Annotated in this window: 15 protein-coding genes; 10 read left to right on the top strand and 5 right to left on the bottom strand. The window is 66.7% G+C overall.

Annotation, left to right across the window (positions count from 1 at the left end; genetic code table 11):
* Positions 1–36: 36 nt before the first annotated feature.
* Together ACO227_RS17060 and ACO227_RS17055 are read right to left on the bottom strand one after the other, a co-directional pair.
* On the bottom strand, positions 37–708 hold the full coding sequence (locus ACO227_RS17060; RefSeq protein WP_423603393.1) for a Fe2+-dependent dioxygenase: 672 nt from the start codon (positions 706–708) through the stop codon (positions 37–39).
* Positions 709–732: 24 nt separating this feature from the next.
* Positions 733–1359 (bottom strand): hypothetical protein, encoded by a 627-nt coding sequence (locus ACO227_RS17055; protein WP_423603391.1) that lies wholly within the window; start codon positions 1357–1359, stop codon positions 733–735.
* Between the two features lie 234 nt (positions 1360–1593).
* Between ACO227_RS17055 and ACO227_RS17050 the strand changes: the two genes are divergently transcribed.
* Positions 1594–2469, top strand: a complete 876-nt coding sequence (locus ACO227_RS17050) for an alpha/beta hydrolase (RefSeq protein ID WP_423603389.1) — start codon at positions 1594–1596, stop codon at positions 2467–2469.
* A 141-nt stretch (positions 2470–2610) separates the two neighbouring features.
* On the opposite strand, the gene ACO227_RS17045 is transcribed toward ACO227_RS17050, so the two are convergent.
* From ACO227_RS17045 to ACO227_RS17035, 3 genes are all read right to left on the bottom strand, one after another.
* A complete protein-coding gene (locus ACO227_RS17045) occupies positions 2611–4335 on the bottom strand; it encodes an amidohydrolase (RefSeq protein WP_423603387.1) in 1725 nt (574 codons plus the stop codon).
* 62 nt (positions 4336–4397) lie between these two features.
* A complete protein-coding gene (locus ACO227_RS17040) occupies positions 4398–6500 on the bottom strand; it encodes a TonB-dependent siderophore receptor (RefSeq protein ID WP_423603385.1) in 2103 nt (700 codons plus the stop codon).
* Between the two features lie 176 nt (positions 6501–6676).
* Entirely contained in the window at positions 6677–9388 is a 2712-nt protein-coding gene (locus ACO227_RS17035; protein WP_423603383.1) for a LuxR C-terminal-related transcriptional regulator, read from the bottom strand.
* A 224-nt stretch (positions 9389–9612) separates the two neighbouring features.
* On the opposite strand from ACO227_RS17035, the gene ACO227_RS17030 reads away from it, so the two are divergent.
* The 9 genes from ACO227_RS17030 (at position 9613) to ACO227_RS16990 (ending at position 23654) form a co-directional block, all read left to right on the top strand.
* Positions 9613–11241, top strand: coding sequence for a hydantoinase/oxoprolinase N-terminal domain-containing protein (locus ACO227_RS17030; RefSeq protein ID WP_423603381.1), 1629 nt, complete (start codon positions 9613–9615; stop codon positions 11239–11241).
* The gene (locus ACO227_RS17025; protein ID WP_423603379.1) at positions 11231–12334 is read left to right on the top strand and encodes a DUF917 domain-containing protein; all 1104 of its coding nucleotides are present in this window, start codon (positions 11231–11233) and stop codon (positions 12332–12334) included. The genes ACO227_RS17030 and ACO227_RS17025 overlap by 11 nt, the downstream gene beginning before the upstream one ends.
* Positions 12331–13659 (top strand): cytosine permease, encoded by a 1329-nt coding sequence (locus ACO227_RS17020; RefSeq protein WP_423603377.1) that lies wholly within the window; start codon positions 12331–12333, stop codon positions 13657–13659. The genes ACO227_RS17025 and ACO227_RS17020 overlap by 4 nt, the downstream gene beginning before the upstream one ends.
* Entirely contained in the window at positions 13649–14116 is a 468-nt protein-coding gene (locus ACO227_RS17015) for a hypothetical protein (RefSeq protein ID WP_423603375.1), read from the top strand. The genes ACO227_RS17020 and ACO227_RS17015 overlap by 11 nt, the downstream gene beginning before the upstream one ends.
* A gap of 143 nt (positions 14117–14259) precedes the next feature.
* Complete coding sequence (locus ACO227_RS17010) at positions 14260–14742, top strand: RNA polymerase sigma factor (protein WP_423603373.1); 483 nt, start codon at positions 14260–14262, stop codon at positions 14740–14742.
* Entirely contained in the window at positions 14739–15758 is a 1020-nt protein-coding gene (locus tag ACO227_RS17005; protein ID WP_423603371.1) for a FecR family protein, read from the top strand. The genes ACO227_RS17010 and ACO227_RS17005 overlap by 4 nt, the downstream gene beginning before the upstream one ends.
* Positions 15759–15874: 116 nt before the next feature.
* Positions 15875–18889: a TonB-dependent receptor gene (locus ACO227_RS17000; RefSeq protein WP_423603369.1), complete on the top strand. Its 3015-nt coding sequence runs from the start codon at positions 15875–15877 to the stop codon at positions 18887–18889.
* 80 nt (positions 18890–18969) lie between these two features.
* Positions 18970–22128: an amidohydrolase family protein gene (locus ACO227_RS16995; protein WP_423603367.1), complete on the top strand. Its 3159-nt coding sequence runs from the start codon at positions 18970–18972 to the stop codon at positions 22126–22128.
* Positions 22125–23654, top strand: coding sequence for an amidase (locus ACO227_RS16990; RefSeq protein WP_423603365.1), 1530 nt, complete (start codon positions 22125–22127; stop codon positions 23652–23654). The genes ACO227_RS16995 and ACO227_RS16990 overlap by 4 nt, the downstream gene beginning before the upstream one ends.
* The last annotated feature ends 241 nt before the right edge of the window (positions 23655–23895 follow it).

Genomic DNA, 23895 nt, shown 5'->3' with positions numbered 1-23895 from the left:
CCCGGTTCAGGCCCGGGATAGCGAAATGATCGAACCTCACAGCTCGGCCCACATTCGCCACAGGTCGCTGGTGTTGCGCGTGAGCGTGTCGAAAGAAGGGGTCTTGCCACTCTCGGCGAACATCGTCGCGCGGAGAGTCTCGAGCTCGAACAGCACGCGCCGCCGGTCGTGCTCGCGCACCAGGCTCTGCAGCCAGCCGACCGCGACGTCGCGGCTGCCCGATGTCACGGTCGTCACCCAGTGCAGCGAATTGGCGGGGTAGAGGACCGCGGCGCCCGCAGGCAGCTTGAAGCTGCGCGTGCCCGCCGGCTCGTCGATCTCGAGCTCACCGCCTTCGTAGCTTTCGGGTTCCGAGAGGAAGAGGGTAAAGGCGAGGTCGATCCGCGTCGGCGGCGCCTCGCCCATCAGCGCATTGTCGACATGCGGGCCATAGCCCATACCGGGTCCGTAGCGGCTGAACAGGATCGGCCGCATCTGTCGAGGCATCGCCGCCATCGCGAAGATCCGATTGGCCGCCAGCGCCGCTGCGACCAGCGCCTGCATTGCGGCATAACCAGGAGAGTCGACCGCGATCTGGGTATTCGCCTTGACCCCCGCAGCGGCCCAGCCCGCGGTCTCGCGTCCATCGATGAAGGATTGCCGGTCCATTTGCGCGGCCAGCTCGGCGAGCTGGCGGGAATCCAGGATATCCGGTATGCAGATGAACACGGCACTCCTCCCGCATGTCTTGCTCTACATGTCCGGCGCGGCGCCCTTCTTGAGCGCATGGGCCTTGCCCGAGACGCTGCCGTCCGGCTTCACCATCGCGACGCTGTCCATCACGAAGAACATGTTGTAGCAGCCGTCGATCTTTCCGTCCTTGCCCCAGCTGATGTCGACGCAGAGCTTGTTGTCCTGCGCCTTCCAGCTGCCGGTGACGGGTTCCCTGACCTGCGCGCTGCACACGCCCTCGTAGAGCAGCAGCCCGTCGCCGGGGACTTCGGTCTTGGGGCATTTCCTCACATCGACGGGATCGTAGCGGATATTGTATCCGCCGACGCGGCCGTCCGCGCCGTATTGGTGCGTGTAATGATAGGCGATGACGAGCGAGTTGCCGGTCACCGCTTTGCCGATCTGTTCGGTGGTGAGCGCCGGGAACATCAGCGTCGGCCACACCTTGTGCACGCCGATGCCGTTCTCGCCGCCTTCGCCCGCGAGCATCAGCGACAGCGCCTTGTCAAAGCCGGTGGGATAGACCGTGTCGGTCGGTGCGGGGATCGCCGGCGGCGGACCCTCCTCCGCCGCGGCGGAGGCGGCGAGCGTTGTGGCCGCGGCCGCTGCTCCAGCGGCCGACCAGAGCTTCATCGTGAACTTCTGCATATCTATCCCTCCTTGGGGACGGCATGGCGGTGCTTCATGGCCCCCGCCATGCGCCGACAGTCCCCGGCGACAGGGCATCATAGCGGGCGGGCGCCGTCACTCCGGCTTGCGGGGTAACGGGGCGACAAGGCGGGTAAGGCTTACCCGATGCACCTGAAGGTTACCCGTGCCCCGATTTGGACGGACGTGGCTGACGAGTTAGCCTGACGCAGGATCAATCGGGTCGGGGAGCTGATGATGGCGGGCAAGTGGATCAAGCTGGCGAGTGCCGCCGCGATGGCGGGTGCGGTCCCGGCGGCGGCGCAGGATCAGACCGCTCCCGCCGTGCCTGGCTACACCATGCCGCAGACCGCGACGTTCGACATGACCGCGGCGCATGGCGGGGTCTACCGCATTTTCGTCTCCTTCCCCAAGGGCGAGCCGCCCGCGGGGGGCTATCCAGTGCTGTACGTGCTCGACGGCAATGCGCTGTTCGCCTCGTTCGCGGAGACGCGGCGGATGGTGGAGTGGACCGACGCGGGCAAGGCGATCGTCGTCGGTGTCGGCTACCCCACCGACATGGCCTATGACGTGCGGCGGATCGACGACTTCACCGGGGCGCCGACGACATCGGGCGCCTACGCCAAATTCGCCAAGGAGAAGAGCGGGGGCTGGGACAGGTTCCTCGATTTCCTGACCGGCGACCTGCGGGCCGAGATCGGCAAGCGGTACAAGACCAATCCCGATCGGGTCTCGTTGTTCGGCCATTCGCTGGGCGGGCTGTTCGCGCTACACGCGCTCTATACCCGGCCGGGAGCGTTCCACGCGATCATCGCCGCGAGTCCGTCGATCTTCTGGCACGAGGCGATGACGCTGAAGGAGGAACGCGATTTCGTCGGCCGCCTTCAGGCAGGGAGGGTGCCGAAGGTCAGCCGGCTGCTGGTGGTGGCGGGTGACCGCGAGGAAGCAATCCTCGAGCGCTGGGACGCGGAGGATTTCGTCCGGCGCATGGCGCCGCTGTCTGCTTACGGCCTGCGCACGCGGTCCGAGATCTTCGCGGGCGAGGGGCATATGACCGTGCCAGTGCGTGCGGTGCCCGAGACGCTGCGGTTCGCGTTCGCCTGGCCGTGAGGCCGGTGTGATCTATTCCTTCCCAGGAGCGGGAGGTGGCAGCGCGCAGCGCTGAGGAAGAGGTGAGCGTCGGCAAGCGCTGCCGTATGGTAGACTGCCCCTCCACCGCCTTCGGCGGTCTCCGGGAGAGGAGCTTAAGAACTATCGCTCCAGCCTCTTCAGATCGCCGTAGACCGGCTTGCCCTGGAACAGCGTCACCAGCACCTTGGCTTTTGAGATCTCGTGCGCCGGCAACTTGAAGATGTCCTTGTCGAGCACGACCAGGTCGGCGTTCTTGCCCGTTTCGATCGAGCCGGTGAACTTCGCCATGCCATTGACCACGGCAACGTTGAGCGTGTGACTCTCGATCGCCTCGGCCAGGCTTATGCCTTCGCTGGCGACCAGCGGCTTCGCATCGGGATCGCCCGCCGTACGACGCGTGATCGCGACCTCCAGCCCCTCAATCGGGTTGGCGGTCGCCACCGGCCAGTCGGCGCCATAGGCGAGCTTGCCGCCGGCGCGGACGATGCTGCCGGCGGGATAGATATATTCCATCCGCTTCTTGCCGATCGCGGCCTCGGTCAGTTCCATGTAGGGGTACCAGGACGACCAGGTCGGCTGGAATTGGGCGTAGGTGTCGAGCTTGCCGAAGCGCGGCTGGTCGGCGGGGTCGACGACGTTGAGATGCGTGACCATGTGGTAGGTCGGTTTCTTGCCGTTCGCTTTGCGCGCCGCCTCGATCGCGTCGAGCGAGATGCGCACGCCACCATCGCCGATCGCGTGGAGAAAGGCGTGCATACCCCTGGCGTCGGTCGCGATGACGGCCTGATCGAGCATCGCGGGCGCGATCTGCGGCGTGCCGCGTTCGCTGCTGCCTTCGTATGGCGCGAGCATATAGGCCGTCTTCTGCGGGATCACGCCATCGACATAGAATTTTACGGTATGGGTCGGGACGCCCAACGCATTGGCGCGCTCGGCCGCCTTCATCAGGCTCGGCAATTGATCCATCCCGCGCTCGTTCTTCCACTTGAGCGAGACCGAGACATAGGTGGTGAGCTTGCCCGCGTCCTTCACCGCCTTGTATGCGTCGACCATGCGGCTGCCGCCCTGGTCGTCGAAATCGACCCCGGCGTCGTTCCAGGCGACGATGCCGAGGCTGTTGAACAGCCTCGCGGTGTAGAGGATCGAGTTCTGATAATCGGTATCGCTTGGCGGTGGGATCAGCTTCGCGACCAGCGCCTGCGCCGATTCCTGGAGGCTGCCGACCGGTTCGCCGGTCGCCGGATCGCGGTCGATCGTGCCATTGACGGGATCGGGCGTGCCCCTGGTGATCCCTGCCAGCTCGAGCGCTTTCGAGTTCACCCAGTTGGTATGGCCGCCGACCGAATCGAAGATCAACGGGCGGGTGGTCGAGATCGCGTCGAGGATCGCCTTGTTCGGCACACCGTTGGGTGGGAACAGTGAATCCTCCCAGCCCACGCCATAGACGGTGCCGTCGCCGGGCGTGTCGGCGACGCATTTGGCGATGATTCGCTTGTAGTCGTCGATCGACTTGCCGTCGTGGAGCGAGCAGCGCGTTTTGGACAACGCGCCGAACAGCGGGTGGGCATGGGCGTCGCCGAAGGCGGGAAGGACAAGGCGGCCGCCGAGATCGACGATCTTCGTCGCCGGCCCTTTGGTCTTCGCCACCGCCACCGCCGGCCCCACCGCGACGATCCTGCCGTCCTTGATCGCGACTGACTGCGCCCAGGGCTGTTTCTTGTCGACGGTATAGATGCGCGCATTGGTCAGGATCGTGTCCGCGGTCGCGGGTTCGCGCGCCTGCGCGGTTCCTGCCATGAGCAGCGCGAGCGCGGCGAGGCGGGCAGGACGAGTCGAGTTCGGCATGGTCTCTCCGGTACGCTGACAGGAAAACGGGCCGGCGCGGTGGCCGGCCCGGGAAGCGTGGTTCAGAATTTGCGGCGGAGCGAGGCCATGATCGTGCGGTCCTTGCCCATGTAGCAATAGCCCTCGTTGATCGGTGCGCCGGTATAGCTGCAGTTGGTGTAGACCTTCTTGTCGAAGATGTTCGCGCCGTTCACCGACAGCGTCCAATGCTGATAGCCAAGTTCGATCATCGCATCGACCAGCGTGACCGGAGCGATGCGGTAGGTCTGGTCGAAGCTTACCTTGTCCCCCTGGTAGCGTACGCCCGCACCGACCTTGGCGCTGAGATCGCCGCCGAGATCGAAGCCCTTGGCCGCCCAGGCCGAGGCCTGGTGCTCGGGTAGATTCTCGCGCCGGTCGCCCCGCTTGCGGCCATCGACGACGAGATATTCGGCGCGCGTATAGCTGTACGACGCGGTGAGGCTGAAATCGCCCGGCAGGCGGATGTTTGCTTCCGCCTCGACCCCGCGCGAACGGGACGAGCCGCCCTGGATGAAGTTCTGCAACTCGTCCGGATCCGCGATCAGGATATTCTGTTCCTTGATGTCATAGGCGGCGACGGTGAACAGCATGTTCCGCGAGGGCTGGAACTTGATGCCCGCTTCATATTGGCGGCCTGTCCGCGGCACATAGGGCACGCCGAAGAAGTTCGAGCCGAACACCGGCAGGAACGATTCGGAATAGTTGAAATAGGGCGAGACGCCTTCGACCACGTCGGCGATGATGCCGCCGCGGAAGCTCCATGCCTTGTTGTCCTCGAGCTGGACGCCGTTGACGTTCGAGCGGACATTGTCATGCCGCGCGCCGAACACGAGCGAGATACGGTCCCAGGCGCGGATCTGGTTCTGGAAATAGAAGCCGAGCTGCGAGTTCTTGGTGTCGGTCTTCCAGCCCACGCCGGTGACGAAGGGCACGCCATAGACGGGGTTGTAGAGGTTGAGGCCCGGCGCCGCTCCGAAGCCTTCCTCCTTGTCCTCGCGGAACGAGGTGTAGTCGAAGCCGGCGAGGATCTGGTGCGTCAGCGGCCCGGTGTCGAAGCTCAGCACCAGATTGTTGTCGCTGTTGAAGCCGTTGTACTGGGCGCGGTTGAGGTACCAGGCGCGATTGGCGATGGTGCGCGCCGCGTCGGCATAGGCGCCGCCGAAGCCGGTGAAGCCGAACACCTCCTGATAATCGACGTCCTGCTCGAAGAAGCGGTTGCGGCTGTTGAAACTGAACCGGTCGCTGAAATTATGTGTGAGCAGGATCGTCGCGGCGTAATAGTCGGCGAGGGTGTGGTTGAATCCCGGCTCGCCGAGATAGAAGTCGTGCGAAATGCGCTCGGCATCGCTGGCCGCGTCGATCGTCTTGCTGGTGGGCAGATAGGTCTGGCTGCCGAGGCGATCGCGCTGATAGACGCCGATGAAGGTGACTTCGGTGTCCGGCCCCGGCTTGAAGGTGACCGCGGGCATTACCGTGATTCGGTCGTTGCGCTGCGATTCCTGCTGGAGATGGCCGTCGCGCACGAGGCCGACGAAGCGCGCGGAAAGGCCGGGCGCGAGCGGGCCGGTGATATCGAACTGAAGCTGCTTCAGCTCGTCGGTGCCGTAGATCAGTCCGATCTCGCCGCCGAACACGGTCTTGGGTCGCTTGCTCACCGAATTGAGGATGCCGCCGGCGCCGCCGCCGCCATAGAGCGTCGAGGAGGGGCCGCGCAGCAGCTCGGCGCGCTCGACGGTGAAGATCTCGAGCCGCCCGCCATAGATGAAACCCGGCATGCGATTGAGGCCGTCGAGATACTGTTCGGCACCGGTGCCGCGCACCGCGAGGAAATCGCCGCGCGTGTCGACGCCGTTGAGCTCGCTGGCTGCGCCGGCGCTGTAGCGGATCACGTCCTGCAGGTTGACGGCTGCACGATCGTTGAACTCCTCCGCGGTGATGATGCTGATCGACTGGGGGATCTCGGTGAGCGCGGCGTCCGTCTTGGTGCCGGTCTGCGCGCGCGTGCCGATGACGGTGACGTCGTCGCTCTCGACCGCGGGCTCGACTTCCTGCGCCACGACGGGTGGCGCCGCGAGGCAGCAGGCCGCGAGCAGCGCGCTGCGCAACCCGCGCGCTGAGCCATAAAGTCTGATCCTTGTGGTCATGATCAAAGCCCTTCCCCGAAATTTATATGTCTGGTCGGATCGCTCGCCGCAGCTAAGTTACGCGGTTCGATCCTCCCACGTCATTGAAGCCCGGATCGGCGGCCGAGCCACGCGCTTATCGGGGTAAGGGAAGCGCAAGACGGGTAAGTGAATAGGCAGGGATGGAAAAACCCGCTTCAGGCAGCCGATTGACCCGCGCCGCCGGAAATCAGCCCGCGTTCGCGCAGCACGCGCACGGCATCGCGACGCTTGTGTACGCCGATCTTCCGGAACACCGATTTAAGGCGGTACTTGACCGTGTCGGGCGACATGCCGATCAGCCGGGCGATCTCCTTGTTGGAGTAGCCGAAGCCGAGATGCTCGAGGATCTCCGCCTCGGCATCGCTGAGCAGACCGGGAGCGGGGCCGCTGACCGGACGCGCGGCGAGCGATCGCGCGATGCCCTTGAGGAATTGCGCGCGGAAGCGGTCGAGTTGCGCGGTGCCGCCGAGCGTCTCATTCAGCAGCGGTTCGGCGAAGCGGCGTTGATCGATGAAGGGGCGGGCGATGTTCTGGAACATCGCGGTGCCGACCGCATCATCGAAACAGGCGCGCGCCCTGGCGGGCTCCCCGGAAGCGCGGTGGCTGAAGGCGAGCAGGATATTGGCATCGACCAGCAATCGCCCCGCGCCGTGCTGCGCCGCCCAGCGCTTGAGCTTCTCGAGATCGGCGAGCGCCGCTGCATGCTCGCCATCGATCAGCGCCAGCCGGGCGCGGCACAGGCGCCCCGCGGTGACGACCGGCCGATGGACGGTCGAATCGTCCTCGTTCCGGTCCGCGAGGGCATCGAGATCGAGATCGGCCGCAGCCTGCCGGACCTCGGCAGGGTCGTCGCCATATTGGATCAGCAGGTCGAGCTCGCACAAGGCCGCGCGCAGATCGAGTTGGCGCAGACGGCGGCGTCCGGCGAGACGGCGAGCACGCGCGATCATCGCGCGGGCGGCTTCGAGCGTGCCTTCGGCAGCTTCCGCGCGGGCGGCGGTGCAGTAGCCGGCGGCATAGACGTCGGTCCAGCCGTCTGACAGCTCCATATGCGGCACCGCCCAGTCGAGTAAAGCGAGCGCGGCGGGAAGCTGGTCCTGCTCGTAGAGCAGCTCCGCCTCGAACGCGGCGCAATTGGCCGCGAGGTCCGAGCGCGACCCGAAATTCGCTTCTATCTGCTCGCGCGTGGCGGCGAGGATGCCCGACGCGTCCTTCATCCGCGCCTGGGCCTGACGGATGCGCGCTTCGAGGAAGCGCGTGAAGACATCGCTGTAGAGCGACCCCATCGCGAGATAATGCTCGCGTGCCGCGATCGTCGGTTCCAGCGCACGCTCGAGCCAGCCGCCCTCGAAATATTTCGCGCCGAGCGTCTCGCTGATGTTGGCGAGGACGAGATGGTCGTTGGCGGGCAGAGTGCGCAGCAACGACTCGCGCGCGAGCAGGTCGTCGAGCGTGACCGGCTCATTCTCGTAATCGGCGAGCACGTCGCCGACGACCCGGATCTCGGTCCATTGATCGGCGGAGAGGCCGGCGGTTTCGGCCTCGGTGACAAAGCGGTCATAGTCGGCGCGCGCAGCCGCCATCTCGCCGCGCTTGATCTCCAGATAGACGCGCGCAAGCGCGAGGCGCGGACGCGCGGCGATCAGCGGGGCGGGCAGCTTGCTCAGGCCCCGTTCGACCATCGCCTGATGCCCGAGCGGGATCAGCCGCCAGCCGCCCGCATCCTCGAGGATCGTGGCGAGCATGGCATCGTCGTCGGCCTGGATCGCATGACTCACCGCTTCAGGCGTCTCGCCGCGTTCGGCGAACCATTGCGCAGCGCGGCGATGAAGCGCGCGGAACTGCGCTGCGTCGCGTCGTGCGAGCCGGTCGCGCAGATGCTCCGCGACGAGTTGGTGGTAGCGATAGGCTTGGCGTTCCGCGCTGAGCGGTGTGAGGAACACGCCTTGCTCCTCGAGCCGCTCGAGGATCATCCACCCGTCGTGGCGGTCGCACAGCAGGTTGACGAGATCACCTGTCAGCCGGTCGAGCAAGGCCGTGCGCAGCACGATCTCCTGCGTTTCCGCAGGCATCGTCATCAGCACCTGCTCCGATAGATAGCGGGCAAGGTCCGAGCTGGGACCGTGGAACTCCTCGACCAGCCGGTGATGATCGGCGCCGCGCTTGAGCGACAGCGACGCGAGCTGGAGCGCGATTGCCCAGCCCTCGGTCCGCTCGACGATGCTGCGCACGTCCACGCTGCTCAACCCCTCGCCATGGAACCGGGCGAGCAGCGCCTCGGCCTCGTGCATTTCGAATTTGAGGTCGTCGGCGGTCAGTTCGACCAGCTGCTCCGCGGCGGCGAGGATTGACTGGCCAAGCCAGGGATAATCGCGCGAGGCGATGATGAAATGGCAATGCTCGGGCGCGAGCTGGATCAGCGTGCGGACGAAGGCGTCGACCTCCGGGCTTTCGGCGCGGTGGAAGTCGTCGAGGATCAGCACCACCCGGCGGCTTTCCTGCGCCAGCCGGTTGACGATGGCCGAGACCGCGGCGCGCGGGGGCAGGGCGGCGGCGAGGCGCCCTGCCTCCTCGCTCGGGGCATCGTCCGGCCCACCCCCTTCGAGCGCACGGACGATATAGCGGGTGAGACGGCGCAGGTCCGAATCGTCGCGCTCCAGCGTCAGCCAGGCGACCCGCACGGCCGCCGGATCGAGCTGGTCCTTCCACTGCGAGAGGAGGCTGGTCTTGCCATAGCCAGCCGGCGCCTGGATGAGCGTCAGCCGCCGCTCCAGCGCCGCGTCGAGGCGGGCGAGCAGCAGATCGCGCCGGATCTGGTTACCCATCCAGGTGGGCGGCGCGAGCTTGGTATGGATCAGCGCATCCATCGGGCGTTTCCCGCTATGGCCTCCGTTCCTTCCTGCCGCCGGTGAGCGGTGTGCCCGGAGAGGGTATGTTACGCGATCATGTCGCTCAAGCGGCGGTTTGATGATTACCCGGAAACCGTCTCCCGTTACCCGTTCGGCAGGGCCCGGCACCCGTTTTACGCGTTGCGGACAAGGGCTTGGCTCCGCACCCTCAAGACGCGAATTGAGCAGGCCGGGAGCTTTGTGTGCGGATTGGTGTCGATGTGGGCGGGACGAACACCGATGCCGTGCTGATGGACGGGAGCGCGATCCTCGCCTCGACCAAGCAGCCGACCACCGCGGATGTCGGATCGGGCGTCGCCGCCGCCATCGCCGCCGTGCTAACGCAGGGCGGGGTCGTTGCGCAGGCGGTGCGATCGGTGATGGTCGGCACCACTCATTTCACCAACGCGCTGGTCGAGCGCAAGCGGCTGGAGCCGGTAGGCGTCCTGCGGCTTGCCAGCCCGTCTGGCGAGGCGCTGCCGCCTTTGACCGGCTGGCCGGCGGACCTGGCGGCGTGCGTGAATGGTGCGATATTCCTGCTGCCGGGCGGATACGAGGTCGACGGCCGCGAGATCGCCCCGTTCGACGCGGCGCGGGTGCGCGCGGCCGCCGAGGCGCTGAAAACGCGGGGTATCAAGGCGGTGGCGGTCACCAGTGCCTTCGCGCCGGTCAACGCGACGATGGAGGAGCGAGCGGCCGCGATCGTCCGGGAGGTGCATCCGGATGCGATCGTGACGCGATCCAACGCGATCGGCCGGATCGGCTTCATCGAGCGTGAGAATGCCGCGATCCTCAATGCGGCGCTCTCGCCGCTGGCAGCTTCGGTGGTCGGTTCGTTCGAGCGGGCGCTGCGCGATCTCGGCATCGCGGCACCGCTATACATCTCGCAAAACGACGGAACGCTGATCTCCGCAACGGATGCGGCGACGCATCCGGTGCTGACGATCGGGTCCGGCCCGACCAATTCGATGCGCGGCGCAGCATTCCTGACCGGAGTGCAGGATGCAATGGTGATGGATGTGGGCGGGACAACGACCGACATCGGCGTGCTCGCCAACGGCTTCCCGCGGGAGTCCGCGATCGCGGTCGATATCGGCGGAGTGCGGACCAATTTCCGCATGCCCGACATCCTCGCCATCGGCCTTGGCGGCGGGACGTGCGTGCATCTCGATCCGGAGCTCTATGGGGCGCGAACGCTCGCTGGTGACTTGTTCAGAGTCGGGCCCGACTCGGTCGGATACCGCATTCTCGAGGAGGCGATGCTGTTCGGCGGCAACACGTTGACCACGAGCGACGTCGCGGTCGCGGCGGGAAAGGCGGCGTTCGGCGATCGCGGAAGGTTGCCCGCGATGAGTCCGGCGACGATCGCCACGCTATGGGACCGGTTCCAGGCGATGCTGGAGGACGGCGTGGACCGGATGAAGACCACCCGCGGCGACGTGACCATCCTTGCGGTGGGAGGCGGAAGTTTCCTGGTCGCCGATACGCTGAAGGGGGCTGCACGGGTGGTCCGTCCGCCCCATGCTGCCGTCGCCAACGCAGTAGGCGCCGCGATCGCGCAAGTGGGGGCGCAGGCGGAGCAGATCGTCGCTTACGATCACACGCCCCGCGCCGTCGCGATCGAGAAAATGCGCGCCGACGTGACTGCGCGCGTTGTGGCGGCGGGCGGTGATCCCAGGACCATTCAGATCGTGGAAGTGGATGAAGTGTTCCTGAGCTACCTACCGGGCCGCGCCGCGCAGTTGCGCGTACGCGCCGTCGGCGATCTTGCCGCCGAACCGCGCGGCGATGCCGTTTCCAACCCGTCGGCGCTGGCCCAGCATGCGCATTGATCGTACTGCGCTCGCCGATCTCGCTCGCGGCGCCGCCGTTCTCGGGTCGGGCGGCGGAGGTGATCCCTATTACAGCCTGCTGCTGGGCGAGGCGGCACTGGCGCGCGGCGAGACGTTCGAACTCGTGCCGCTCGACGCCCTTGCCGACGATGCGCTGGTCGTGCCCTGCGGCTGGATCGGTGCTCCTACCGTGTCGGTCGAGAAGCTGCCGAGCGGGCACGAGGCATTGGCCGGGCTGCGGCGTCTGGAGAAGGAACTGGGGCGAAGGATCAACGCGGTGCTGCCGATCGAGATCGGCGGGGGCAACGGACTCGCACCGCTGATGAGCGCGGCGCGGCTCGGCGTGCCGGTGGTCGATGCCGACGGGATGGGGCGGGCCTTCCCGGAATCGCAGATGGCCATCTTCAATATCCATGGCCTGTCGGCCTGTCCCTCGGTGCTGACCGCCGCTTGCGGATCGCTCAACGTGATCGAGACCGACGACAATCTCACGCATGAGCGGGTGGCGCGAGCGCTGTCGGTGGCGCTGGGCGGGATTGCGCACATGGTCGAATATCCGCTGACCGGTGCGCAGGCCAAGGCGCACGCGATCGGGGGGAGTGTCTCGGCGGCAATAGCAGCGGGCGCCGCGATCCGGCTTGCGCGGGAGAATGGCGACGATCCGTTCGAAGCGCTCTACGCGGCGCTGGCAGTATCAGGACTCTACCCGTTCGCGGGCGGGCTGTTCGATGGCAAGATCGTCGATCTCGAGCGCGAGACGACCGGCGGCTTCTCGGTCGGACGTGTGGCGATCGAGGGATTCGGGGGGACCGGTCGGATGGACCTCGAGTTCCAGAACGAGAATTTGATCGCACGGCGCGATGGCGAAATTCGCGCGCTGGTGCCCGATCTCATCACCATCATGGACCTCGAGACCGCGGACTCGATCACGACCGAGCGGTTGAAATATGGTCAGCGGGTAAAGGTCGTCGGCGCCGCCGCGCCTGCCGTGCTACGCGAGGCGCGGGCGCTGGCGTTCGTCGGGCCGGCGGCATTCGGGTTCGGCGACGTATATCGCCCGATCGAAGCATTGAACGGGTGGGACAAGGGATGAGCGCAGGCGCACCGGGTGGGGAATATGCAAGCGCGCCGCTCCCGGAGCATCTGACCGTCTCAGGGTGGCGTGTCGCGTTGATCGTCGCGAGTTTCAACATCGCGCTGCCCGGTTTTCTCAATGGCGCGCAGACCGGTCTCGCCCTGGGTTTCTGGTCCGCGGCACAGGCGGCACTGCTGGCCGGGCTGATCCTGTGCGGCGGGGCTTGCCTCACAGCCTGGGTCGCGGTGCGGACGCGGCTCACCACCTATTTGCTGATCCAGCGCTCGTTCGGGCGCTGGGGCGCGGCCCTGGTCAATATCGTCGTCGCGATCGTCCATTATTGCTGGTTCGGAGTGAACGTCTCCTTCTTCGCCGGGGCGATCGTCGCGCTGGTGGCGCAAGGCTATGCGATACCCGGGGACTTCACCGCCTTCGTGATCGCAGGCAGCGCGCTGATGATCGTCTCGACCATCTTCGGGTTTCGCGCGCTCGACCGGCTGGCGCTCGTCGCCGTGCCGCTTCTCGGCGTGATCCTCGCCACCGTCGCGATCCTCGCGGTACGGAGATACGGACTGGTGCTGGCGCCCTCCGCCAACCCGCCCGAGCCGATGAGCTTCGGCATCGCGCTCTCCGCGATCGTGGGCGGCAACATGCTGACGGTGGCGGCGATGCCGGACCTGTCTCGCTACATCCGCTCGGTACGCGGGGCGGTGTCGTCGATGGTGCTGTCCTTCCCGGTCGCGACGCCGCTGCTGCTGGTCGCCGCGGCGTTGCCTGCGCTGGCGACGGGGGAAACCGATATCATGAAGCTGGTGACGAAGCTGGGCTTCGGGCTGCCGGTATTGCTGATCCTCATCCTGTCGATCTGGACGATCAACGCCGCAAATCTCTATTCGGCCAGCTTGTCGATGAGCGCGACCTTTCCCAAGGTGCGCGAATGGATATTCATCTGCATCGGCGGGGCGATAGGAGGCAGCTTCGCGGTGATGGGAATCATCGATTCCTTCGTGCCTTTCCTGCTGTTTCTCGGCGTCCTGATCCCGCCGATCGCCGCGATCTACGTGATCGACACGCTGGTCACGTTCCGCGACCGGGATGCCGCTGAGACGCTCAAGGCGCTGCCGTGGATACGCTGGCCCGCCGTGCTTACCTGGATCGGTTCGATCGCGGCTGCATTGATCCTGGAGCGTGAGGGGCTGACGCTCACGACCGTACCGATGATCGACGCGACGGTCTTGGCGACCTTAGCTTATCTGGCGGTGATCGCGCTGCGCGCCGCCGCGCCCGTCGATCGTCAGGCCCATGATCTGGAAGCCAAGGCAGGAGGCCCGAATGACAACTAGGTCCCGGTTCACCAAGCTGGCTCTGGCCGCAGCCGCGGTTCTGCTGTGTCCGGGAGCCGCGGCGCCCGCCGCCAAGGTCGAGATGACCACGCCGGTGTTCGAAATGTTCCGCCTTGCGCCCGGCAAGACTGAGGACTTCATCCGCAGCATGGCCGAATGGGACAAGGTCAGCATGGCCGGTGGACAGCCGCCGACCCAGCTGTTCCTGCATGCCGGAGGAGAAGGTTGGGATGTGCTTCTCTACAAACCGGCACGACCGAAGCCGACGCCCGCACAGGAAGCGGCGATGGCGGCAAAGGCCAAGGAACTGGGCTTGCCGAATGGTTCCCGATACTTCCTCCAGATTCGCGAGTGGATGGCCGATCACATCCATTTCGACGCAGCGGGTCCCACGACGGCCGAGCAGTGGCTTCTCGACCTGGAACGGGAGCGGGCGCAGGCCAGGCAAGGAAAATGACGTTTACGAGGCTCCGATCGGGTCGCGGACGACCAGGCGGCTACGCGAATTGAAAAAGAGGGCGGAGAAATCGGTGTCGCGCGTCTAATAGCGGTCAGATAGCGATGTGAGGCCGCGTGGGCGCTGCATATGGAAAGGATGTCGTGGAGCTCAGCCGGGAATTCCGTCCCGCGCTGATGGCGTTCTTCCTGCGCCGGGTTCACGATCACGCCGAGGCCGAAGACCTGACGCAGGAAGTCTTCTCGCGCATCGCCGCGCAGCCCGACATGGCGTTGCGCTCGGGCAGCGCCTATCTGTTCCAGGTCGCCGCGAACCTGCTCCGCGATCGGGCGCGGCGGCAGCAGGTGCGGCGCAACTATCGCGAGACGCTGGGGCAGATCGACGGCGAGGCCATCGAGTTGATCGATCCGTTTCGCGTGACCGCCGCTCGCAGCTCGATGGCGGCATTGCGCGCGGCGCTGGACGAGCTCGACCCGACGACGTCGGCGATCTTCGTCCTGTACCGCCTCGAATATATGAGCAAGGACGTGATCGCGGAGGGGTTCGGGATCACGGTGCGCACGGTCGAGAAGCACTTGACCAGGGCTATGGCGCGGTTGGCGGCGCGGCTGGGAGACTCGATTTGAGTCCGCGCGAACTTTCGCCCGAGCGGCTCGAAGCCGCGGCGTCCTGGTGCCTGGAATTGGCGGAGGGGCCGCTGCCGGAGGAGCGGCAGAGCGCGTTCGACGCGTGGCTCGAGGGGAGCCCCGACAATCTCGCCGCGTTCGAGCGGTCGAGCAAGCTGTGGCGGCAGGTCGGCGAGGCGGCGGCTTCGCCCGAACTGGTCGATCTGCGCGAGCGCGCGCTCGCCACGTTCCGGCGGCGCAACCAATGGCGCTGGGCGCGGCGGGCGGTAACGGGCCGGGTAGTGGCCGCGGCGGCGGCGCTGCTGCTCGCCATCGGCGGAACGGCATGGTGGTGGCAGACCTCACCGGACATCTACCGGACGGGTGTCGGCGAGCGCCGCGTCGTGATGCTCGACGACGGCTCGCGTGCCTCGCTGGATGCCGCGACCGAGGTCGATGTGCGAATGCAGGGCGATCGGCGTGAGCTCCACCTGATATCGGGCCGGGCGAAGTTCGATGTCGCCAAGGATCCGTTGAAACCGTTCAGCGTACGCGTGGGCGACAAGCTGGTGGTGGCGACGGGCACGTCGTTCAGCGTGGAGATGATCAACGGCAAGCTGCGCGTGATCCTGTACGAGGGACGGGTCGTGGTGCTCGATCGACCGGTGGGGGGCGAAGCTGCTGCCGAAGTACTGCCCATGAAAGGCGGCGAGGAATCCGTGCTGACGCCGGGTCGCGAGCTGGTCGTCGGCATGTCGGGCCAGTCGCAAGTGCAGCTCGCCAGGGCCGATCCGGTGCGCTCGCTGTCCTGGGAGGGCGGGCAGCTGGTCTTCGACGAGGAGCCGCTGAGCCTCGCGATCGGCCGCGTCAACCGTTACTCGGCGCAGCGCGTGGAGCTCAAGGGAGCGGTCGGACGGCTGCGCGTGAACGGCGTTTTCAACACCGGTGACGTCGAGGCCTTCGTGACCGGCATCGAGCAGACGCTGCCAGTCCGCGTCATCCGCCAGCGCGAGGTCGTGACGATCGGTCCGCAATAAAGTTACGCAGAGGCTGGCCCATATATTTTTTTCAAATTGGCCCGGGCGGCGTTTCGCAGGTGGCGCGTCTTACTCCTTCAAGCGCCAAAAAAGCGCCGGTTCAGGGAGACATTACGATGATCATGGCGCGAAGCTTCAAGGCGACGGCATGTTCGGCGGCGGCGATCGTGCTGGCGGTACCGGCCGCAGCGGCGGCGCAGGTGCAGACCTATAGCTTCAATATACCGGCGCAGGATCTGGCGTCGGCGCTGCGTCAGTTCGCCCAGACATCGCGACAGCAAGTCTCGTTCAACGGCGCCATCGTGCGCGGCATGCGGAGCGTGCCATTGCAGGGAACGCACAGCGTCGATGGCGGTCTCTCGATCCTGTTGCGTGGCACCGGCCTCAGCGTACGCCGCGCGGGACGGGTGTTGGTGATCCACAAGGCCGAGCCTGTCCTGTCGGCGGTGTCCACCCAGCCTTCGCCGGCGCGCGCCCAGGAAACGGTCCCGGCGGCCGGAGAACGCGGCGCCGATGCGGAGGAGCGCGAAGCCGAGATCGTAATCTCCGGCTCGCGCATCGACCGGCCCGGCTTCGAATCGCCGACCCCGCTCACGCGCGTCAGCGCGGCGGAACTCGGCGTCGCGAGCCGCGCGAATGTCGGCGCGGCGCTGGCCGACCTGCCGCAGTTCAAGGCGGGCCAGTCGCCGCAGACCTCCGGCACCAATGCGCAGGCGGGCCGGATGCCGGTCGATCTGCGCGGCCTCGGCGCGGCGCGCACGCTGGTGCTGCTCGACGGGCGCCGCTTCGCCAGCGACAATGATCTGAGCACGATCCCCTCGGTCCTGGTCAAGAATGTCGACATCGTCACCGGCGGCGCGTCGGCGGCCTGGGGCTCGGGCGCGGTCGCGGGCGTGGTCAACATCCTGCTCGATCATGACCTGAACGGCTTCCGGCTGGGCGCGGAAGCGGGCATCTCGACCGAATATGGCGATGCCGGGCAGCGCCGGCTGGAAGCGGCGTTCGGTACCGATTTCGCAGATGGCCGCGGTCATTTCATGATCGGCGGCGAATATCTGCAGAATGACGGCCTGATGACCAAGACCGCCCGGCCCAATACCGGGCGCTGGGTGCTCGTCACGCAGAACGGCGTGTCCACGCTGACCCCGGATGTCGGTTACGGAAACGCGTTTATCGGCGGGATCATCACGTCGGGGGTGCTCAAGGACAAGGGGTTCAACCCGGACGGGTCGCTGCGCACGCCGGTACTTGGCGTCAAGGTCGGTGTCGAAAACCCCACCACCGGCGTGAGCAGCATGATCGGCGGGGAATCCCCATCGGACGACAATTACAGTCCGCTCGCGACGCCGCAGAAGCGCATCGCGGGGCTGATCAACCTGTCCTACGAGGTCTTCGACAACGCGAAGCTGACGCTTGAAGGCCGCTATTCGCGTTACTGGGGCAACTATACCTGGTTCGGCGACCACAACCGCGGCAACATCACGATCAGACGCGACAACGCCTTCCTGCGGCCCGAGATCGGGGCGCTGCTCGATGCTGCCGGCCAGACCAGCTTCAACATGGGCCGGTTCAACTCCGACCTTTCCTACACGACGATCGATCTGGAGCGCGAGGCTTATCAGGGCACGATCGCACTCGACGGCAGCTTCGGCGGCGGCAAGTGGCGCTACGGTCTCTACTACAGCCATGGCGAGTATCAGAACAACATCGACACGCCGGGCTTCCGCAAGACCGCCGAGTTCGCCAACGCGGTGGATGCGGTGATCGGGCCGGGCGGAACGCCGGTTTGCCGGATTGCGCTGACCAATCCGTCCACCGATTGCGTGCCGCTCAACCTGTTCGGCTATGGCGCGCCATCGGCGGCGGCGATCGCCTATGTCACCGGCACGCCGTCCTCGCGCTCGACCACCAAGCTCGATACGTTCGGCGTCAGCCTGCGCGGCGAACCGTTCGAGCTATGGGCAGGGCCGGTGTCGGTCGCGGTCGGCGTCGAGGGGCGTTGGGAGTCCGTCAATTCGGTCGCCGGCGCGCTCGATCGTGCGAACACCTTCACCACCTTCCAGTTCGGCTCGCTGGCCGGCAAGGATTCGGTCAAGGAGGCGTTCGGCGAGGTGGTGATCCCGCTGCTCAACGACGTGCCCTTCTTTCACAAGCTCGAATTCAACGGCGCGGTGCGCTATTCCGACTATCGCAACAGCGGCGGCATCTGGTCATGGAAGCTCGGCGCGACCAACGAGTTCGTGCCCGGCGTGATCGGCCGCGTGACTCGTTCGCGCGACATCCGCGCGCCCAGCCTGAGCGAGCTCTACAGCACGCAGACGATCAGCTACGTCAACATCGTCGACGTGAACCCGGTCACCAACGTCAGCTCGACGGTCAACGTGCTGATCCATGGCGGCGGCAACCCGGACCTGCTGCCGGAGGAGGCCGATACCTGGACCGCAGGCGTCACCACCTCGCCACTGCGTGGACTGACCGCGTCGCTCGACTATTTCGACATCACGATCAACGGGGTGATCGCGTCGGTCGGCGCGCAGGACCTGGTCAACCGCTGTCGCGGCGGCAATCAGGAACTGTGCGCACGCGTCTTCCGCGATGCCGGTGGCAATCTCCTCCGCGTGCAGTCGAACTCGGTGAACCTTCAGCGCTACAACACCAACGGCGTCGATGGCGAGATCGCCTACACGACCTCGCTGGGCGGCGATCCCATGCGCAGGCTCAACTTCCGCCTGGTCGGCACCTGGGTGAACAGCCTGAGCATCGACGACGGGCTAGCCAAGATCGAGTATGTCAAGAATACCAGCTACGCCTTCGTCACCGGCATGCCCGACTGGCGGATCAACGGCAGCATCGGCTATGCCGACAACGGCTTCAACGCGATCGTGCGCGCGCGCTACATCGCGCCGGGCTATTACAACCGGAACCAGAACATCACCAACAACCGGGTGCCGGCCTATACCTATGTCGACCTGCAGCTGAGCAAAACGCTCAAGGCCGATGGGCGCGAGTTCGACATCTATGCCAACGTGTCGAACCTGTTCGACAAGGACCCGCCGATCGCCTCGCTGTTCTCGCCCTTCTACGATACCGTGGGGCGGTTCGTGACGGTCGGCGCACGCATCCGGCTGTAAGGGGAGCGGGAATGCAGGGGCGCCGTTCGCTCGTTCGTGCGGCCATGCTGGGGGCAGTGGCGTTTGCCGCCGCCCCCAGCATGGCGCAACTCCAGCAGCCACCGGCCGAACGGCTGCGGTTCGAAGCGCGCGAGGCGACATGGATGGCGCCCGACATCTCGCCGGACGGACGGACGATCCTGTTCGACCTGCTCGGCGACATCTATGCGGTCGACGGCGCGGGCGGCGCGGCGCGGCCGCTGCTGGCGGGCGACGCGTTCGAGACGCAGCCGGTCTTCTCGCCCGACGGCAAGCAGATCGCGTTCGTCTCCGACAGGTCGGGCGCGGCCAACCTGTGGGTGGCGAATGCCGACGGCAGCAATGCGCGCAAGCTGTCGGGCGATACCGATCCGGCGATCTACACCTCGCCCGCCTGGTCCCCCGACGGGCGTTTCGTCTATGTCTCGCGCACGATCCACAACATCCTCGCGTTCGAGCTCTTCGCCTATGATCCGCGCGGCGGATCGGGGGTCAAGGTCACGCAGGCGCGGCCGACCGGGACCGAGGGCAATGCCGACCGCATCAATGCAATGGGCGCGGCGGCGTCGCCCGACGGCAAGTACCTCTATTATGCGCGCAAGACCGGCGGTCTGTGGTCGGACAAGGTGCTCCCGCACTGGGAGATCGTGCGACGCACGCTGGCGACCGGGATCGAGGACCGAATCATCACCTCGCCCGGCGCGGCGATGCGGCCGGCGCTCTCGCGTGACGGCAAGCGCATCGTCTATGCCAGCCGCTCGGGCGCGCGGACCGGATTGCGCATTCGCGACCTGGAGAGCGGTGCCGATCGCTGGCTGAGCTTTCCGGTCGATCCGGACAGCCAGATGGGCGGCTATTACAACGACCTGGTCCCGCGCGTGGCGTTCCTGCCCGGCGACAGGGAGGTGTTGACCGCGATCGGTGGCAAGCTGACGCGCATCCGCGTGGCCGACGGGGCGCGCTCCCCGGTGCCGTTCACCGCGCCGGTCGATCTCGCGGTGCGCGCGAACACGCGTGTCGAGGTGCCCGACGAGACCGGGCCGGTGCGGGTCCGCGTGATCCAGGCGCCGCGGCTGTCGCCGGACGGATCGCGCATCGCCTTCGCCGCGCTCGGCAGGCTCTATGTGCAGGATCGCGCGGGCGGCGTGCCGCGCGTGGTGGCGGGTGTGGACGGGATGGCGTTCCAGCCGGCCTGGTCGCGGGACGGGCGCACGCTCGTCTATGTGACGTGGAGCGGCGAGGGTGACGGCGGCGGCGCGCTATGGGCGATCCCGGCGGCGGGCGGCAAGCCGCGGCGGCTGTCGCAGGCGGCGGCCTATTACAGCGAACCGACCGTGTCGCCGGATGGGCGCTCGGTCGCGGTGCTGCGCGCGACCAGCATCGAGCGGCTGCAGTCGGCCTCCGATCTGCAAGCGAGCCGGCCGACCGATATCGTGCTGCTGCCGCTTGCAGGCGGCGAGGGCCGGGTGATCGCCAGCAAGTCGGGGATCAAGTCGCTGTCGTTCGACGCCGAGGGCGAATGGTTGCGCTATGTGAGCGGCCCGTCGGTGGAGGCGGTGGCGGTGCAGAGCGGCATGCTGCGGCGCGTGTTCGACCTGCGCGTGCCCAACTCCAATCGCTATTTCAACAACATCCAGACCCCGCCCGAGGACATCCGGCTGAGTCCCGACGGGACGCGGATGCTGGTCAAGGCGGCGTCGCAGGCGTGGCTGCTCGACGTACCGCCGTCCTTCTCGGCCGATCCGCAGGCGCTGGAGTTGACCAAGCCCGTGGTGTTCGGGGTGCGGCTGACCGATATCGGCGCCGACTATATCGACTGGTCGCGCGATGGAAGGACGGTGATGTGGTCGCTCGGCGCGGCCGTGCGGACGATCGACGCCGGGCTGGCCGCGGGCCTTTCGAAGGGCGTCGCGGAGAAGCAGGCGGCGAAGGTCGAGGCGGTGGTTGAGCTTCCGCGTGACCTGCCGCAGGGAACGGTGGTGCTGCGCGGCGGCACCGCGATCACGATGCGCGGCGACGAAACGATCGCCGGCGCCGACGTGGTGGTTACCGACAACCGCATCGCCGCAGTCGGCAGGACGGGTGAGGTCAATATCCCGGCAGGCGCGACCCTCATCGACGTCACCGGCAAATATCTGACGCCCGGCTTCGTCGACACGCATGCGCACTGGTTCGAGCTGCCGCGCCAGGTGCTGGAGGCGAACCATTGGAGCCTCCTCGCCAACCTCGCCTATGGCGTGACCAGCGGCCTCGATGTCCAGCCCTTCACGATCGACGTGTTCGGCTATCAGGACATGATCGACGCCGGGATCATGCTGGGCCCGCGCGCCTTCTCGACCGGGCCGGGCATCTTCGTGAACAGCGAGATCAATTCGGCCGGAGAGGCGGAGGCAGTGCTGACGCGCTATCGCGACTATTACCGCACCCACAATCTCAAGGCCTATCTCGTCGGCAACCGGACGCAGCGCAAGCTGGTGGCCGAAGCCTCCCGCAAGATGGGGATGATGGCGACGACCGAGGGCGCCAGCGACTTCAACCTCAACCTCACCCACGCCATCGACGGCATGGCGGGCAACGAGCATAATCTGCCGATCACCCCGCTGCGCGAGGACGTGGTGAAGCTCTATGCCTCGTCGCGGATCGGTTACACCCCGACCTTCGGCGTGCTCTATGGCGGGTTCGCGCCGTATGACGACCAGGTGATCGCGGGCGAGATCGACAAGGACGCCAAGCTCGCGCGCTTCGTCCCTCAGGGGATCATCGAGAGCAAGATGCGCAACCGCGTCTGGGTGCCGCCGATTGACCGCAGCTCGGCCTCGTTCGCCACGGACGCCCTGCGCATCCGTAAGGCCGGCGGGCTGATCGGCATGGGCAGCCACGCGGTGATCCAGGGCCTCGGCTATCACTACGAGATGCGTGCCTATGCCGAGGGCGGCGCGACCCCGCATGAGGTATTGCGCGCTGCGACGCTCGACAGCGCCGAGGCGATCGGCCGCAAGGGCCAGATCGGCAGTATCGAGCCGGGCAAGTACGCCGACATCCTGATCCTGAGCGCCAATCCGCTGGAGCGGATCGAGAATGCCGCGGCGATCGACAAGGTAATGAAGAACGGGCGTATCTATGATGCGGCGACGCTGAGCGAGGAATGGCCGCGCAAGCGGGCGCTGCCGGATCGCTGGTTCGCAAAGGCACGACCCGACACCGGAGGATCGGCGAAATGAAGATGACACGGCGCACCCTGCTCGCGGCCGCTCCGGCAGCGATCGCGAACCAGGCCGCAGCAGGCCCGGTGCGCGCCATGCCGGGGAGCGACATCCTCGCGATGACGGCGCTCGATCTGGCGGCGGCGATCCGCCGGCGCGACATATCGAGCCGCGAGGTCATGGCGGCGCATCTGGCGCGGGTCGATGCGCTCAACCCGAAGTTCAACGCCATCGTCTCGCGCGTCGACGGCGACCAATTGCTGCGCGAGGCCGCGGCGCAGGATGAGGACGCGGCGAAGGGTCGCTTCCGCGGCGCGTTGCACGGTTTCCCCCATGCGGTGAAGGACACAGCTCCCGCAAAGGGCATTGCGCATACCCAGGGATCGCCACTGCTGCGCGACAATATCGCGGCGGCGGACTCGCTGGTGGTGGGGCGGATGCGGGTGGCGGGGGCGATCTTCACCGGCAAGACCAATGTGCCGGAGTTCGCGCTGGGATCGCACAGCTTCAACCCGATCTTCGGCGTGACGCGCAACGCCTATGATTCGCGCAAGTCGGCCGGCGGCAGTTCGGGCGGTTCCGCGGTGGCGTTGGCGCTGCGGATGATGCCGCTGGCCGATGGAAGCGACTTCGGCGGATCGCTGCGCAACCCCGCGGCGTGGAACAACGTGTTCGGCTTCCGCCCCTCGTTCGGGCGCGTGCCGTCGGCGCCGTCGAGCGACGTGTTCGGCCAGACCTTCGCCACCTCCGGCCCGATGGCGCGCACGGTGCGCGACGCGGCGCTGCTGCTATCGGTCCAGGCGGGATCGGATCCCCGTGCGCCCTTCTCGCTCAAGGACGATCCGGCGGTGTTCGCTCAGCCGCTCGATCGCGAGTGGAAGGGCAAGCGGATCGGCTGGCTCGGGGACCTTCGCGGCGCGCTGCCGGTGGAGCCCGGCCTGCTCGACACTTGCGAGAAGGCGCTGGCGGCATTCCGGGCGATCGGGATGAGCGTCGACGCCGCGGCGCTCGACGAGCCGGCCGAGGCGATGTGGCGCACCGCGGTGACGCTGCGGCACTGGTCGGTCGGCGCCGATCTGATCGGCTTCGCCGACGATCCCGCCAAACGCGCGCAGATGAAGCCGGAGGCGCTGTGGGAGGTCGAGGGCTACCGCAAGCTCAGCGCGATCCAGATCACGCAGGCGCAGATGGGCCGCACGCGCATCTACGAGGCCTTCCGCAAGGCGTTCGCGACGTTTGACTTCCTCGTGCTGCCGAGCGCGCAGGTTTTCCCGTTCGATACCGAACTGCACTGGCCGACAGCCATCGCGGGCCGCAAGATGGACAGCTATCACCGGTGGATGGAAGTGACCTTGCCAGTGACCATGGCAGGCCTGCCGGCGCTGTCCGTGCCAGCCGGGTTCGGCGGCCCGCACAAGCTGCCGATGGGCATGCAGATCATCGGCCCGACTCATGCCGATTTGGCCGTGCTGCAAGTCGGTCATGCCTATGAGCAGGCCTCTCCCTGGATCAGGCAAGCCCTGCCGGGAGCAATCCGGACCTGATGGGGCCGATGGATTTCCCGAGAGTTAATCGGGTCTACACGCAGTTCTTCACCTGCGCGCACTTTACAAACTGGTTTAGGAAAGACAGTCAATCGTCTGCCAATGCGAAGCGCAGGGGCCGAGGCATGTCTTGGCATCTCCGGTGGTTCGATTGGCCTGTTACCGCGTATGCGAGACAACCGGCAGGGAAGGCCGGCTGACGTAGATCCCGTTCCAGCAATTTCGACCCGTATTCCGGGGA

Origin of the sequence: Sphingomonas sp. MS122 (genome assembly GCF_049532975.1) — a bacterium.
Lineage (GTDB): Bacteria > Pseudomonadota > Alphaproteobacteria > Sphingomonadales > Sphingomonadaceae > Sphingomonas.
Note: the sequence above shows the minus strand (reverse complement) of the source record. Positions and strands in the feature narration are given on the sequence as shown.